This is a genomic window from Micromonospora fluostatini, assembly GCF_050410825.1.
Taxonomy (GTDB): Bacteria; Actinomycetota; Actinomycetes; order Mycobacteriales; family Micromonosporaceae; genus Micromonospora; species Micromonospora rosaria.
The window spans coordinates 3,610,125-3,623,462 of sequence record NZ_CP191251.1 but is presented as its reverse complement, the minus strand read 5'-3'; the positions used below and the strand labels follow the sequence as shown (position 1 = coordinate 3,623,462).

13 protein-coding genes are annotated in these 13,338 nt (G+C 74.1%); 6 read left to right on the top strand and 7 right to left on the bottom strand.

Features of this window, described 5'->3' with window-relative positions; genetic code table 11:
- Positions 1 to 55: 55 nt before the first annotated feature.
- The gene (locus tag ACQUFX_RS15800; protein ID WP_428966776.1) at positions 56 to 1,066 is read right to left on the bottom strand and encodes a glycerophosphodiester phosphodiesterase family protein; all 1,011 of its coding nucleotides are present in this window, start codon (positions 1,064 to 1,066) and stop codon (positions 56 to 58) included.
- A 145-nt stretch (positions 1,067 to 1,211) separates the two neighbouring features.
- Complete coding sequence (locus ACQUFX_RS15795) at positions 1,212 to 1,964, bottom strand: response regulator (RefSeq protein ID WP_428966775.1); 753 nt, start codon at positions 1,962 to 1,964, stop codon at positions 1,212 to 1,214.
- Between the two features lie 44 nt (positions 1,965 to 2,008).
- On the opposite strand from ACQUFX_RS15795, the gene ACQUFX_RS15790 reads away from it, so the two are divergent.
- Positions 2,009 to 3,214 carry a sensor histidine kinase gene (locus ACQUFX_RS15790; RefSeq protein ID WP_428966774.1) on the top strand — a complete coding sequence of 402 codons (1,206 nt, stop codon included), beginning with the start codon at positions 2,009 to 2,011 and terminating at the stop codon, positions 3,212 to 3,214.
- Here the strand turns inward: ACQUFX_RS15790 and ACQUFX_RS15785 are convergent.
- Entirely contained in the window at positions 3,174 to 3,689 is a 516-nt protein-coding gene (locus tag ACQUFX_RS15785; protein WP_428966773.1) for a 2'-5' RNA ligase family protein, read from the bottom strand. The two genes, ACQUFX_RS15790 and ACQUFX_RS15785, sit on opposite strands and share 41 nt — an antisense overlap.
- Positions 3,690 to 3,774: 85 nt before the next feature.
- On the opposite strand from ACQUFX_RS15785, the gene ACQUFX_RS15780 reads away from it, so the two are divergent.
- Entirely contained in the window at positions 3,775 to 4,284 is a 510-nt protein-coding gene (locus ACQUFX_RS15780; RefSeq protein ID WP_428966772.1) for a mycothiol transferase, read from the top strand.
- Positions 4,285 to 4,366: 82 nt separating this feature from the next.
- Here ACQUFX_RS15780 and ACQUFX_RS15775 read toward each other — a convergent pair whose 3' ends face one another.
- Positions 4,367 to 5,410, bottom strand: a complete 1,044-nt coding sequence (locus ACQUFX_RS15775; protein WP_428966771.1) for an NAD(P)-dependent alcohol dehydrogenase — start codon at positions 5,408 to 5,410, stop codon at positions 4,367 to 4,369.
- Positions 5,411 to 5,579: 169 nt separating this feature from the next.
- Between ACQUFX_RS15775 and ACQUFX_RS15770 the strand changes: the two genes are divergently transcribed.
- Positions 5,580 to 5,957, top strand: a complete 378-nt coding sequence (locus tag ACQUFX_RS15770) for an SCP2 sterol-binding domain-containing protein (protein WP_428966770.1) — start codon at positions 5,580 to 5,582, stop codon at positions 5,955 to 5,957.
- A complete protein-coding gene (locus ACQUFX_RS15765) occupies positions 5,954 to 8,008 on the top strand; it encodes an amylo-alpha-1,6-glucosidase (protein WP_428966769.1) in 2,055 nt (684 codons plus the stop codon). Before ACQUFX_RS15770 ends, ACQUFX_RS15765 begins: the two co-directional genes overlap by 4 nt.
- A gap of 175 nt (positions 8,009 to 8,183) precedes the next feature.
- Here ACQUFX_RS15765 and ACQUFX_RS15760 read toward each other — a convergent pair whose 3' ends face one another.
- The 3 genes from ACQUFX_RS15760 to ACQUFX_RS15750 all read right to left on the bottom strand — a co-directional run bounded on the left by ACQUFX_RS15760 (position 8,184) and on the right by ACQUFX_RS15750 (position 10,394).
- Positions 8,184 to 8,570, bottom strand: a complete 387-nt coding sequence (locus ACQUFX_RS15760; RefSeq protein WP_428966768.1) for a hypothetical protein — start codon at positions 8,568 to 8,570, stop codon at positions 8,184 to 8,186.
- A 208-nt stretch (positions 8,571 to 8,778) separates the two neighbouring features.
- A complete protein-coding gene (locus ACQUFX_RS15755) occupies positions 8,779 to 9,429 on the bottom strand; it encodes a hypothetical protein (protein WP_428966767.1) in 651 nt (216 codons plus the stop codon).
- 107 nt (positions 9,430 to 9,536) lie between these two features.
- A complete protein-coding gene (locus tag ACQUFX_RS15750) occupies positions 9,537 to 10,394 on the bottom strand; it encodes an alpha/beta hydrolase family protein (RefSeq protein ID WP_428966766.1) in 858 nt (285 codons plus the stop codon).
- Positions 10,395 to 11,275: 881 nt separating this feature from the next.
- Here ACQUFX_RS15750 and ltrA point away from each other — a divergent pair.
- Positions 11,276 to 12,736, top strand: a complete 1,461-nt coding sequence (ltrA, locus tag ACQUFX_RS15745) for a group II intron reverse transcriptase/maturase (protein WP_428961622.1) — start codon at positions 11,276 to 11,278, stop codon at positions 12,734 to 12,736.
- A gap of 135 nt (positions 12,737 to 12,871) precedes the next feature.
- The gene (locus ACQUFX_RS15740; protein ID WP_428966765.1) at positions 12,872 to 13,336 is read left to right on the top strand and encodes an RrF2 family transcriptional regulator; all 465 of its coding nucleotides are present in this window, start codon (positions 12,872 to 12,874) and stop codon (positions 13,334 to 13,336) included.
- Positions 13,337 to 13,338: the final 2 nt, after the last annotated feature.

Sequence of the window (13,338 nt, the reverse complement as noted above, 5' to 3'; positions counted from 1 at the left end):
GGCTCGTCGGAGTGTCCATGGTAGACCTCGATGTCGCCGTGGGGGACACCCCGGTTCACCCGCCCGCGCGCAGCGGGGCGACCCGGTCGACACGGTTGGTCCACACCCCACCGGAGTACCCCTCGGGCAGCCGGGCCCAGTCCTCGGCGCTGTCGAACCCCCGGGAGAAGTCACCGCCCCCGGCGACCAGGATGACCCGGGTGTTCCGCTCGGCCATCCGCTCGACGAAGCGGTCCGGCCACCCCCACAGCCACGGCGCGTACGCCTCCGGGATGTGCAGTTGCCGGTTGACGCAGGCGTCCGGGACGTGCCCGGTCCACCCGACCGCCTCGTACCGCAGCAGGCAGTCGGTGAGCATCGCCCGGGACAGCACGCGTACCGCCGGCAGCCGCTCGTGCAGCGCCGCGACCGGGGCGTCGCCGCCGTACACGGTGATCGCCGCGAGACGGTCGGCCGGGAGGGTGGCGAGGTGGTCGGCGAGCCGTTCGCCCTCCACCGGGTCGCCGCTCTTGACGTCGACGAGCAGTTCCCGGTCGGGGAAGGCGGCCAGCACCTCCTCCAGCGTCGGCATCAGCCCGACGCCGGTGCCCCGGAACGGGTGGGTCGCCCCGCCGTCGGCGGTGTAGCCGTACCCGATGTCGAGCCGGCGCAGCTCGGCCAGGGTGTGCTCGCGGACCCGGCCCCGGCCGTCGGTCCGGCACTCCAGCAGGTGGTCGTGGAAGACCACCAGCCGGTCGTCCCTGGTCAGCTGGACGTCGAACTCGACCACGTCCGCCCCGGCGGCGAAGGCCGCCCGCATCGAGTCGAGCGTGTTCTCCAGGTACGGGTGCTCCGGCGGGTGGATCCGCTGCGCCGTGCAGGTGTCGTTGGTCATCCCCTCGAAGCCGAAGGTCTGCGCCAGCCCCCGGTGCGCCAGCAGCAGCGGCCGGCCACCGGAGTCGCCGGCCAGCGCGGAGCTGTTGTTCAGGTAGGTGAAGGTGGTGAGGCTCAGCCCGACGACGGCCAGGCCGAGCAGGATCCGGCGGCGTCGGGAGGGGCGGGTACGGGGGGAGGCGGGCGTGGCCACGGCCGAAGGACTCCTCTGTGCGCGGGTCAGCGGGACCACCAGCATCGGGGAGCGGCCGGGACGGCCGGAACCGGCGAAGGACGTAGCCCGCCTGTGTCCTTGGGACCGGACCACCGCGCCGGCGGACCGGGCGGGGCGGCGGTGGTCAGCGGCCCGTGGGCAGGTCGCGCAGCAGCAGGGCCGCCTGGGTGCGGCTGGTCACCTGCAACTTGGCCAGCACGCTGCTGACGTGCGTCTTGACGGTCCGTTCGGCCAGCCGCAGGGTCCGGGCGATCTGCTGGTTGGCCAGCCCCTGCCCGAGCAGGTCGAGGATCTCCCGCTCGCGGGGGGTGAGCGTGGCGACCCGCGCGACGAGCGGGTCGGCGACGGCGGGCGCGGCCGGGCCGGACCGGCCGGTGACCCCGTCCCCGGCGACCGGCCGGGCGTCGGCCCGCCCGACCGGGGGAGCGGCGGGGTCCGCGAGCCCGGCGGGGTCGACCGAGGGCCACAGGGCCGCCACCGCCGAGGCGCTCAGCGGGGTCACCCCGCCGTGGGCCCCGCGCACCGCGGCGGCCAGTTCCTCCCCGGTGGCGTCCTTCAGGACGAAGCCGTCCGCCCCGGCGGCGAGGGCGGCCCGGATCTCGGTGGCCCGGCCGATGGTGGTCAGCATGACCACCCGCGCGGGCAGGTCGGGGAAGCGCTGGCGCAACCGGCCCAGCACCCGGACCCCGTCGACGCCGGGCAGGTACAGGTCGAGCAGGATCACGTCGACCGCCTCGGGCCGCTCGGCGACGAAGTCGAGCAGCGCCGGGCCGTCGGGCAGCGCGGCGACCACCGTGAGGTCGGGGTGGGCGTCGAGGATCAGCGACAGCCCTTCCCGGACCAGCGCCTGGTCGTCCACGATGACAAGCCGCACCACCGGGCAGATGGTACCGGCGGGGTGGTCGGGCGGGAGGTGACCGGGTGACCGGACGAGACGTGGTCCAGCGGGTACGCCGGCACGGGCACCTCGCGGTGGACCTCGCCCTCCAGACGCTGCTGATGGGGCTGTTCCTGGTCAGCGGGGTGCTCGCCCCGGGGGCGGGACAGCCGTCGCCGGCCCTGACGGTGGTGCTCGCCGCCGCGCAGATCGGGCCGCTGGCGCTGCGCCGGCGGGCGCCGGTGACCGTCCTCGTGGTGGTGGCCTCGGCGGCCGGCTGGCACGTGCTGGCCGGGATGCCGCGTACCGTCGGCTACCTGCCGGCCCTGCTCGCCCTGCACACCGCCGCCGGGCATCCCCGGGCGGTGGTCCGGTGGGGGCTGTGCGGCGTGGTCTCGGTCGCGCTCGCCGCCACCAGCCTCCCCCGCTACGGGGTGACCCAGGGCGGCCTGCTCGCCCTGGTGGTCGTCGCCGTCGCCTGGCTGTCCGGCGTCGAGCGCGGCAACCAGGCGCGGCAGCGGGCCGCGCTGGCGGCGGAGGCCACCCGGCTGCGGCTGGAGCGGCGGCTCGCCCGGGAGGAACGCGCGGCGGCGCGGGACCGTGAACGGCTGGCCCGGCACCTGCACGACACCCTCGCGCACAGCCTCACCGTGATGGTCGTGCAGACCGAGGCGCTGCGGGTGACCGGGGACCTCGACCCGGCCGGGCGGGACCGGGTGGAGCGGGTCCTGGGCGCCGGCCGGAGCGCGCTGACCGAGATCCGGCACGCCGTCGCCGCCCTGGAACACCCGGCCCGCCCCCGGGCCCCGGCCGACCTGGCCGCCCGGCTGCGCGACCTCGGCGAGGCCGGGCTGCGGATCGACGGTACGCCGCCGCAGGCGCTCGCCGACCTGCCCGAGCCGCTGCGCGCGGTGGCGTACCGGCTGGTCGCCGAGGCCGCCACCAACGCGTTGCGGCACGACGGTCCGGGTACCCGGGTCACCGTCGACGTCGACCGGGACGGACCCCGGATCCGGCTGTCGGTGCGCAGCGACCGGCCGGCCGTCGCCGGCCCGGCCCCGCGCACCGCGTCGGCCGGTCCCGGGTACGGGCTGCGCAGCCTCGCCGCCGACGTGGCCGCGCGCGGGGGCGACCTGCGGTGGGGGCCGGTGGCGCCGGGTCGCTGGCAGGTCACCGCCACCGTTCCGGCGTCGGCCGCCGGTCAGCCGGTCACGGCAGGGGGTGGCAGATGTCCCGGGCGTGGTCGGTGACCGCCGCGCCGGTCACGGCGGCGGTCAGCGGCAGCACCTCCAGGCAGCGCCGCACGGCGGGGGTGAGCAGCCGGTTCGGTACCCGCATGGAGAGCGTGCAGTGCGGCACCCACCGGCCCGGCCGGTAGTGCTCGACGACCGGCACCCCGGCGGTGGCGAGCCGGTCGTGGACCCGTTCGTGGTGGGCCAGCAACGCGGTCGTCGGTGCCGCGCCGAGCCACAGCACCCGGCCGACGAACTGACCGGCGTACTGGAAGTCCAGCCGCAGCGGGGCGGCCACCACCAGCCCGTCCAGCGCGGCGGCGACCTGCGCAGGGTCGAGTCGGGGCGCGACCGCGAGGGAGACGTGCGGGCGGTGCCGCTGCGCCAGCAGCGACCGCATGCTCTGCACCCCCTCGGACTCCAGCGCGTCCCACAGCCGCCGGATCCGTCGGGTGGCGTCGGTGTCCAGGTACAGCTCCAGCGCCGCGACCACGATGATCGATCCTAGTGCCGGAGGTTTGCCGGTCGGCCCCGGCGGTACTTGGAGCCCAGACGCGGACCCAGGGGAGTGAACCGGCGTGGACGTCAACGACCTGCTCATCGAGACCTACGGCCGCCTGCCCGACCTGGTCCGCTCGGCGGTCGCCGGGCTCACCGCCGACGAGCTGCGGTGGGCCCCGGCGGTGGGGGCGAACCCGGTGGGCTGGCTGGTCTGGCACCTGACCCGGATCCAGGACCACCACGTGGCCGACCTGCTCGGCGAGCCGCAGCTCTGGGTCACCGACGACTGGGCGGGCCGCTTCGGGCTGCCCGCCGACCCCGACGACACCGGCTACGACCACACGCCGGAGCAGGTCGCCGGGGTCCGCCCGGAGAGCCCGCAGGCCCTGGTCGAGTACCACGAGGCGGTGCTGGGCCGGACCCGGGCGTTCCTGGCCGGGCTGCGCCCGGCGGAGCTGGACCGGGTGGTCGACCCGGCCTGGGACCCGCCGGTCACCCTCGGGGTCCGGCTGGTCAGCGTGGCCGACGACGGCCTCCAGCACGCCGGTCAGGCCGGCTACGTGCGCGGCCTGCTGCCCCGCCGCTGACCGGGCGCGCGCCCACCGCCGCGCCGCCGCCGGCCCGCGGGTGGGCGGTGCCCGGCCCCGCCCGGGGGCCGGGCGCACCGGATCACGGGACGACGACCGCCCGGCCCTCCAGGCTGCCCTCGCGCAGCCGCTGGTACGCGGTGTTCGCCTCGTCCAGGGAGAACGTGGTGACCTTCGGCTGGACCAGGCCCCGGGCGCCGAGGTCGAGCACCTCGATCAACTCCGGGCGGCTGCCCCAGTACGTGGTCTGGATGCTCACCTCGTACGGCACCGAGAAGTACGACACCGGCAGGGTGCCGCCGGCGATCCCGACGATGGTCAGGTCACCGACCGTGCGGGCGACGGCCGCGCCGAGCCGCAGCGTCGGGTCCGCGCCGACGAAGTCGAGCACCACGTCGGCCCCCCGCCCGGTGATCCGCCGGATCTCGTCGGCGGTCTCCGCGCCGGAGAGCAGGGTCAGGTCCGCGCCGTACTCCTCGGCCAGCCGCAGCGCCTCCGGCCGGGTGTCCACCGCGATCACCCGGGCCGCCGTGGTGGCCTTCAGGATCTGCACGCCGACGTGCCCGAGCCCGCCCACCCCGATCACCACCGCCCAGCTGCCGGGCGGCAGTTTCGGCCAGGACCGCCGGATCGCGTGGTACGGGGTGAGACCCGCGTCGGTCAGCGGGGCGGCCCGCACCGGGTCGAGCCCGTCCGGCAACGGGACGATGTGCCGGGCGTCCGGCACCAGCTCGTACTCGGCCATCCCGCCGTCGAGCCCCAGCCCGCCACCGCCGCCCGGCACCGGGGCGCCGGCCGGGTTCTCGCAGTACGGGTCGATGCCGAGCCGGCAGCGGGCGCAGACCCCGCACCCCCACGGGCCGTAGACCGCCACCGGCTGCCCCACCTCCAGCCCGGTCACCCCGGCGCCGAGGGTGTGCACCCACCCGGCGTTCTCGTGGCCGAGGGTGAACGGCGGGTTCCAGGGCACCACCCCGGCCTCGAACTCGTCCATCAGGTGCAGGTCGGAGTGGCAGGCCCCGGCCCCGCCGATGCGGACCACCACCTGACCCGGGCCGGGCGTCGGCTCGTCGACCTCTGTCAGCAGGGGCTCGGACTTCCACTCCAGCAACCGCAGCGCGCGCATCTGGGGCGCCTCCCGTCGTCGTCGGTCCGGTGGAGGCTCCCCCGTCAGCCGGCCGGCAAACCGGCCGGCGGGTTTCACCCGGTGCGGGTGAGCGCGGCTCACCCGGCCGCCGGGCATCCTGGCCCCGCGGCGGTGCCTCCGACGTCGTCACCGCACGGGGAGGGGAACGATGGCCACCACCACGGTCGAGGAACAGTTGTGCCATTCCGTCCCCGGCCGCCATGCCGACCTGCCGGAGACCACCTGCGGCACGGTCCGGCTGGACCTGCACACCGGCGAGCACACCCAGCACTGGTACCTCACGATCGCCGACCAGCGGGTCGAGGTGACCCGCTCGGTGGCCGAGGCCGACCTGGTCATCGGCGCGGAGCGGGCCGTCCTCGACCAGATCGCCGCCGGTGAGCTGCACCTGTCGGCGGCGTTCCTGCGCAACGCGCTCACCGCCCGGGGCGACCTGCGACTGATGATGCTGCTGCGCCGGCTCTTCCCCGGGCCGGCCGGGGCCCGCCACCCGCGGGACGCGGCGCGGGAGGGACTGCGCCGGTGAGGGCGGAACGGACCCACGTGATGGCCGGCAACGTGTTCGCCATCGGCGACGCCCAGGGCGACATGGAGCCCGATCCGCGCACCCCCACCGGACTCTTCGCGTACGACACGCGGTTCCTGGCCCGCTGGGTGCTCACCGTCGACGGGCACCGGCTCAACGCGCTCTCCCGGGTCGACGTGGCGTACTTCGAGACCCGGTTCCTGCTGGTGCCGGGGACGGCGAGCCACTACGTCGACGCCGACGTCTCGGTGCTGCGGCACCGGTCGATCGACGACAGCCTCCACGAGCAGATCACCGTCTTCAACCACTCGTCGCGGCCGGCGGAGTACACCATCCGGATCGAGGTCGACACGGACTTCGCCGACACCGCCGAGATCGCCCGGCCGGCCCGGCGGGCCGCCCGGATCAGCGCCCGTACCGGCGAGGGCGAACTGGGCCTGCGCTACGAACGGGACCGGTTCGTCCGGGAGACGATCGTCACGACCACCGCCCCGGCGCAGATCGACGAGCACGGCCTGACCTTCCGGGTGACCGTGGAGCCGGCCGGGACCTGGGCCGTCGACCTGCACGTCGACACGGTGATCCGGGGGGCCGGCGGCGGGGACCTGCGCGCCGGCATCACCGCCCACCAGCAGCGGGTACGTCAGGCCATGCAGCAGGACCTGGCCGACTGGCTGGACCGGGCGCCGACGCTGGTGGCCGAGAACAGCGCCCTCGGCGGGGCGTACCGGCGCTGCCTGGTCGACCTGGCCGCGCTGCGGTACACCCCGCTGGCGTACGCCGGGCGGGTGCCGGTGGCGGGGCTGCCCTGGTCGATGGGGCTGTACGGGCGGGACGCGATGGTCGCCTGCCTCCAGTCCCTGCCGTACACCCCGGAGTTGACCCCGGCGACGCTGCGGATGCTCGCGCTCGGGCAGGGCGGGCGGCTCGACGACGACCACGACGAGGAGCCCGGCAAGATCGTCTCGGTGTTCCGGTACGGCGAGTCGGCCGCCTTCGGCGAGGAGCCCACCGCGCTGTACTTCGGGGCCGCCGACACCACGCCGCTGTTCGTGATCCTGCTCGACGAGTACGAGCGCTGGTCCGGCGACACCGACCTGGTGCGCGAGCTGCGCCACCCGGCCCGGATGGCGCTGGACTGGATCGGCGAGTACGGCGACCTGCTCGGTGACGGGTACCTGCGCTACCAGCGTCGCAACCTGCGCAACGGCACGGTCAACCAGTGCTGGAAGGACAGCCCGAACGCGATCACGTACGCCGACGGCCGGGAGCCCGGGTTCCCCCGCGCCACCTGCGAGTTGCAGGGCTACGCGTACGACGCGCTGCGCCGGGGCGCCCGGCTGGCCCGCCAGTGCTGGGGCGACCCGGCGTACGCCGACCGGTTGCAGGCGCGGGCGGCGGCGTTGCGGGAGCGGTTCAACCGGGACTTCTGGCTGGCCGACCGGGAGTACTACGCGCTGGCCGTGGAGCCCGACGGCACCCCCGTCGACGCGCTGGCGTCGAACATGGGACACCTGCTGTGGAGCGGCATCGTGCCGCCCGAGCGCGCCGCGCGGGTCGCCGAGCACCTGCTCGGGCCGCAGTTGTGGTCCGGGTGGGGGGTACGGACGCTGGGCGCCGGTCAGCGGCGGTACAACCCCGTCGGCACCCACCTCGGCTCGGTGTGGCCGTGGGACACCGCGCTCATCGCCGCCGGGCTGCGCCGTTACGGCCTGGACGAGGCGGCCGGCCGGCTCGCCACCGGCCTGTTCGACGTGGCGTTGCGGCTCGACGGCCGGATGCCCGAGGTGATCGCCGGCTACGACCGGGCGGTCACCAAGTACCCGGTGCAGCTTCCCAGCGGCGGGTACCCGCAGGCCTGGGCGGCGGGCAGCCTGTTGATGATGCTGACCACGGTGCTCGGCCTCGACCCCTGCGGGGAGAACCTGCTGGTCGACTCGGCCCTGCCGCCGGGGCTCGGCCGGATCGAGCTGCTCGACGTCCCGGGCCGGTGGGGGCACTCCGACGCGTACGGCCGGGACCGGGCCCGCCACCCCGCCCGGATCCGGTGAACCGCCCTGCGGCCGGCACCCGCACCGGCCACCATCCGGGCCGGGCTACTTCCGGGCCGCCAGCGGGTCCGGGCGGGACAGCTCGGTCAGCGGTGCCGGCCGCCGCCGGGCCAGCCCTTGCACCCGCCCGACAGGGTCCGGCCGGCGCGACCGGGCGCGACAGCCGGGGGAGGGGTCACTCGTCGCGGGACACGCCCTCCGGGTGCATCCCGGTCGCCTCCTCCAGCGCGTTGTCCGCCAGGTCCCCCTCGGCGCTGTCGTCGGGAAAGGGGCGTCGGCGCGGCGCCGGGTCCGGCGGAGCGCCCGGTCCGGCCGCCGGCGGCGAGGACGGCGGCAGCGGGCCGAAGCCGTGCCGGCCGGCCGGGTGGTCCGACCCGGCCGGCTCCGCCGCCCGCCGTTCGCCCCACCGGCCCGGTGGGACGGCGGTCTCCTCGCTGCCCTCGCCCATCGGGTTGTTCTCCCCGGCGCCCCACGGTGGGTCGGCGTCGAAGCCGTCGGTCGTCCCGTAGGGGCCGGGCGACTGCGGCCCGCGCCCCTCACCGGCGCCATCCCTGCTCGTCACGGGCATCTCCTCGACTCGTCTGCGCCGGGTGCGGACCGACCCGCCCCGGTGTGCGGCGGGCCGCCGCGCACCGGGGCGAGCGACGGCCGGCGTACCTGGTCAACGGGGTTCGGGGTGGGTGGTGGCCGCCCGGCGGCGGGTGGCCCGTGCCCCGAGCGGCCCGGCGCGTCGGCGCCGGACCGATCGGGACCCGTCGGGTCGGCCGTGGTCAGCGCGAGGACATCGCGGCCCGGCGCTTGCCGGCGGTGCCCCGCGCGGCCAGCATCCCCAGGCCCCCGGCACCCCGCATGCCACCGCCGCCGGGCATCATCCCGCCGGTCCGACCGAAGATGCCCCGCAGCACCTGGCCCGGCTTCTGCTGCTCGCCCATGTACGCGGTGACCACGATCAACGCCCCGGTGAGGGCCGGGATCGCCCACTGGAGCATCCGCATCTGCCGCTGCGCGGCGGCCACCTGCTGGGGTGTCTCGTGGTTGGGCTCGGTGGTCCCCTCCACCGGTGGGCCGCCGGCCCGTTGCAGGCGCATCCCGAGCATCCGGCTGTACCCGGTCACGGCGAGCGCGCTCACCGTGAGCGCCGTCTTCACCGCGCTCATCCGACCCACCCCGGATTGCGCCAGCACTCGGGGGCTCTCGGTGACCAGTTCGCCGGCCGCGCCGGCCAGGTGGGCGCCGATCGCCGCCGCGTTGACCGGGGTCCACCGGGCCCAGCCGGCCGAGGCCACCGGCAGCCGCTGGGTCGAGTCGTTGATCCGGGTGGCCGCGCCGTTGACTCCGAGCGCTCCCATCAGGGAGCCGCCGAACCAGGCCGCCAGACCCAGATCGTGCATCGAGCGCAGTGCGGTGTGCGTGTCCGACATCTGATCCCCTTCCGCCGTATCGGGCGGTGCGGCATACCCGTCGTCCGGCGGACCATTCACCGCACGGCCTGCCAGGTCGCCGCAGGGGCGGGCGCCCGCCGGGGCGGCTACCGCCGGGGCAGGGACGTGGCGAAGGCGGCGATCCGGGCGGCCAGCGGACCGGCGGAGCGTACCCAGGTGAAGTGGTCCATCCGGGCTCCGGCCTGCGCCGCGGTGTAGCGCTCGCGGGTCACGGCGGCGCCGGTGAGCTTGCCGCAGAGGTGGTCCAGCGTGGCGGGCGGCGTGTGCCGGTCGTCGTCCACGCCGACCGCCAACACCGGCAGGTCGACCGTGCGCAGGGCCGCCTCGGTGTCCACCCCGTCGAGGCGGGGGAACCGGCCGGTGCGGGCGGTGTACGCCCAGTCGCGGATCACCCCCCGCGCCTGCCGGCCGCCGAAGCCCCACCCGGGCCAGACCCGCAGCAGCGCGGCGGTGGCCGCGATCCCCTGGGTGTACGGCAGGACCCCGAACCCGAACAGCCCGGCGTAGCGGCGCCACCAGGGCACGCCGCAGGCGACCAGGGCGAGCCCGTCGGCCGCCGCGCCGTCGTGCAGGGCCAGGTGCAGCAGGGCGGCCTGGCCGCCGAGGGAGTGCCCGAGCAGCACCCGGGTACGTCCGTCCAGCCGGGGCTTGAGCGCGGCGAGCACGGCGCCGACGTCGGCGACGAGTTCGGCGTACCCGTAGTGGCAGGTGCGGCTCGGCGTGGGGGTGCTGGCGCCGGTGCCCCGCAGGTCGGCCACGACGACGGCGAGGCCGGCGGCGCGCAGCGCGGCGGCGAACGGCCGGTAGTAGCGGGCCCGGACCCCCATCGCCGGGCAGATCACCACGACCGGCGCGTCGGGGACCCCGGTGGGCTCCGGGTAGACCTGTAGCCCGAGCCGGGCCCCGTCGACGTCGACGAACTCCTGGACGTACTCTTCGTTCACCCGCTCAGGTTACCGGCCGGTAGTCCGGCGGTGCGGCCCACTCGGGCCGAGGCTGCCGGGGGTCGCCGTCGCCCCGGCCGCAGGGAACGGTGCCATTGCGTGGCAGTGCTGCCATTCGAGACTCCTTTTCGGAGGATGCCCGGTGGCGGGTCAAACTGCGATCCGGTAAGTCTTCTTTATTGCGGACGGCCCCCGATCCTCTGTGGACAGGAATCCCGGATTCCCCATTTGGTCGCTGGCGGTCCAGGTCACCGACGGTGCGAGGCCCACGGTGGGTCAGTGTTCAAGTGCGCCGTGAGGCGCTGATTGATCGAGTGGAGGTGAGAGACCTTCGCCGCCGGGCTGTCGCAGCAGTTCGGTGAAGCTGGGGGCAGCCTGATCCGGGAGGTGCCGGGGAGGGTGGCAAGCGGCCCCGACAACGCCGGGACGTGACCAGTACTGCCAGATGGCGCGGGTCCGGCAAGCGAGACGGAGAGGTATACGCGAGGAACCGGTGTCTGAAGCCTCCTAACGATCCCTACCAGCTCGAACCTGGCGGATATGGGCTGGGTGCGGTGCGTCCTGGTCCTCTTCTCTCGGGACCGGAACTTCCTGGGCGTCTTTGTTCAGCGGTCAGGAAGGCCACGGTGAAGTGCTGCGGGGTAGCCGTGGCGATGCCGCGGGGGTATAGCCGGGTGCCTCCTTCGTCGAGCGATCAGTCAGTGAACACGGGAACTCTCCCGGTCCTGCCCGGCTGCGTCTCATCCGGAGACGACACGTCGGGCTGGGTCCACCGTCGGCCGATCGGGTCGGGAGAGGGCGGAGCCGTCGTAGTACTCCGAGGCCGGGAGAGCCGGTCACATGGGGAAGGGCGGCAGCGAGATCGCAAGGGAGGTACTGCAATGCCCGAAGACACGGTGGTGGATGCCACCGTCGCGTGGCCGACCCCGGAAGAGGCATGGACACGGGTACGGGGAATGCAGATCAAACTGCACCGTTGGGCGGTGGCCGACCACGGTCGCCGGTTTGACGATGTCTACAACTTCGTCAGCGACCCGGCCACGCTGGTCGTGGCGTTGCAACGGGTCGCCGGGAATGCCGGAGCCCGCACTGCTGGCGTGGATGGCGTCACCGCCGTGCACGTGAGCATGGCAGGGCCCGAGGTGTTCCTGGACCATGTCCGTTCCCTGCTGAAGGCCGGCACGTTCCGGCCGCTACCAGTACGGGAGAAGATGATCCCCAAGACCGGTGGGAAACTACGCCGGCTCGGGATACCGACCATCACGGACCGCGTGGTCCAGGCGGCGCTGAAGCTGGTCCTGGAGCCCATCTTCGAGGCGGATTTTCAGCCTTGTTCGTATGGGTTCCGGCCGAACCGGCGTGCGCACGACGCGATCGCCGAGATCCATCATCTGGCCACCGCCGGTTACCGGTGGGTGCTGGACGCGGACATCGAGGCGTGCTTCGACCGTATCGACCACCCGGCTCTGATGGACCGGGTGCGGGCGCGGGTGAAGGACAAGCGGGTGCTCACGTTGGTGAAGGCGTTCCTCAAGGCCGGGATCATGACTGAGCTCGGCGAGCGGAACGAGACCACGTCCGGCACACCCCAAGGAGGGATCCTCTCACCACTGCTGGCCAACATCGCGTTGTCGGTTCTCGACGAGTTCTTCGCCGAGCAATGGGCGGCAGCGGGCACCGGCCAGCAGCGCAGGCAACGACGCGCCAAAGGGCTGGCGACGTGGCAGTTGGTCCGCTACGCCGACGACTTCCTCGTCCTGGTCCACGGCAACCAGGAACACGTCGAGGACCTGCGAGACCAGGTGAGCACCGTCCTGGCGACGATGGGCCTGCGCCTATCCGAGTCCAAGACCAGGATCACCCACCTTGCCGACGGGGTCGACTTCCTCGGATTCCGCATCGTCTGGCAGCGGAAACGAGGAACGAGCAAGTGGCATGTCTACACGTTCATCGCAGACAAGCCGGTCCAGGCGCTGAAACGGAAGATCAAGTCACTGACCCGCCGGTTGTCGCATCTGAGCTACCGGGAAACGCTGGTGAGGATCAACTACATCCAGCGTGGATGGGCCAACTACTTCAAGCACGCGGTCGCCAAGCACACCTTCTCCCACCTGCAGAACTTCATCTGGTGGCGAGTGATCAACTGGGTGATGCGCCGCAACCGCATGACCTGGAGAGCCATCCGGCGATGGCTGCGCACCCCGCAAGGGTGGCAGCCCATCGCCTTCGACGGGGTCGAGTTGTTCAAGATGGCGAAGGTCCCCGTGACCCGATACCGCTATCGCGGCACCAAGATCCCGAACCCCTGGCAGCCCACGACAAGCCCACCCCCAACGGCATGACCTCGTGGAGAGCCCGGTGCGGTGAAAGTCGCACGCCGGGTTCGGCGGGCGGGTCCGGGAAACGGACCTGGAGCAATCCAGGCACCGCGCCCGGACCCGACCCAACACACTTTCCTCTTGGCTAGAGTCGCCATCGTGAAAATCAACCGGGCGACCGACATGGCGCTGCGTATCGCCATGATCGCTGCGGCGTCGCAAGAGCGATCGACGGTCGACGAGTTGGCGATGTCGCTGGTGCTGCCGCGTAGTCACGTCGCCAAGGTGGTGCAGCGGCTGAGCCGGTTGGGTGTGCTGGTCACCATCCGGGGGCGCTCCGGCGGGGTGGCCATCGCCGAGGGGGCCGACGAGTTCACCGTCGGCGAGATCGTGCGGGCGTTCGAGGGCGACGACGGGGTGGTCGACTGCCACCGGCCCGCCTGCCCGGTGCTGCCGAACTGTCAGCTCCGGGTCGAGCTGCGCCGGGCGCACGAGGCGTTCATCGGGGTGCTCGACGACGTCCGGATCGCCGACCTGATCAAGGGCGCCCCCGGTGCCCTGCTACGGACCCTCAGCGTGCCGCCACCGGCCGGCGGCCCGGCGGTGACCAGCCTGGCGAAGTGAGC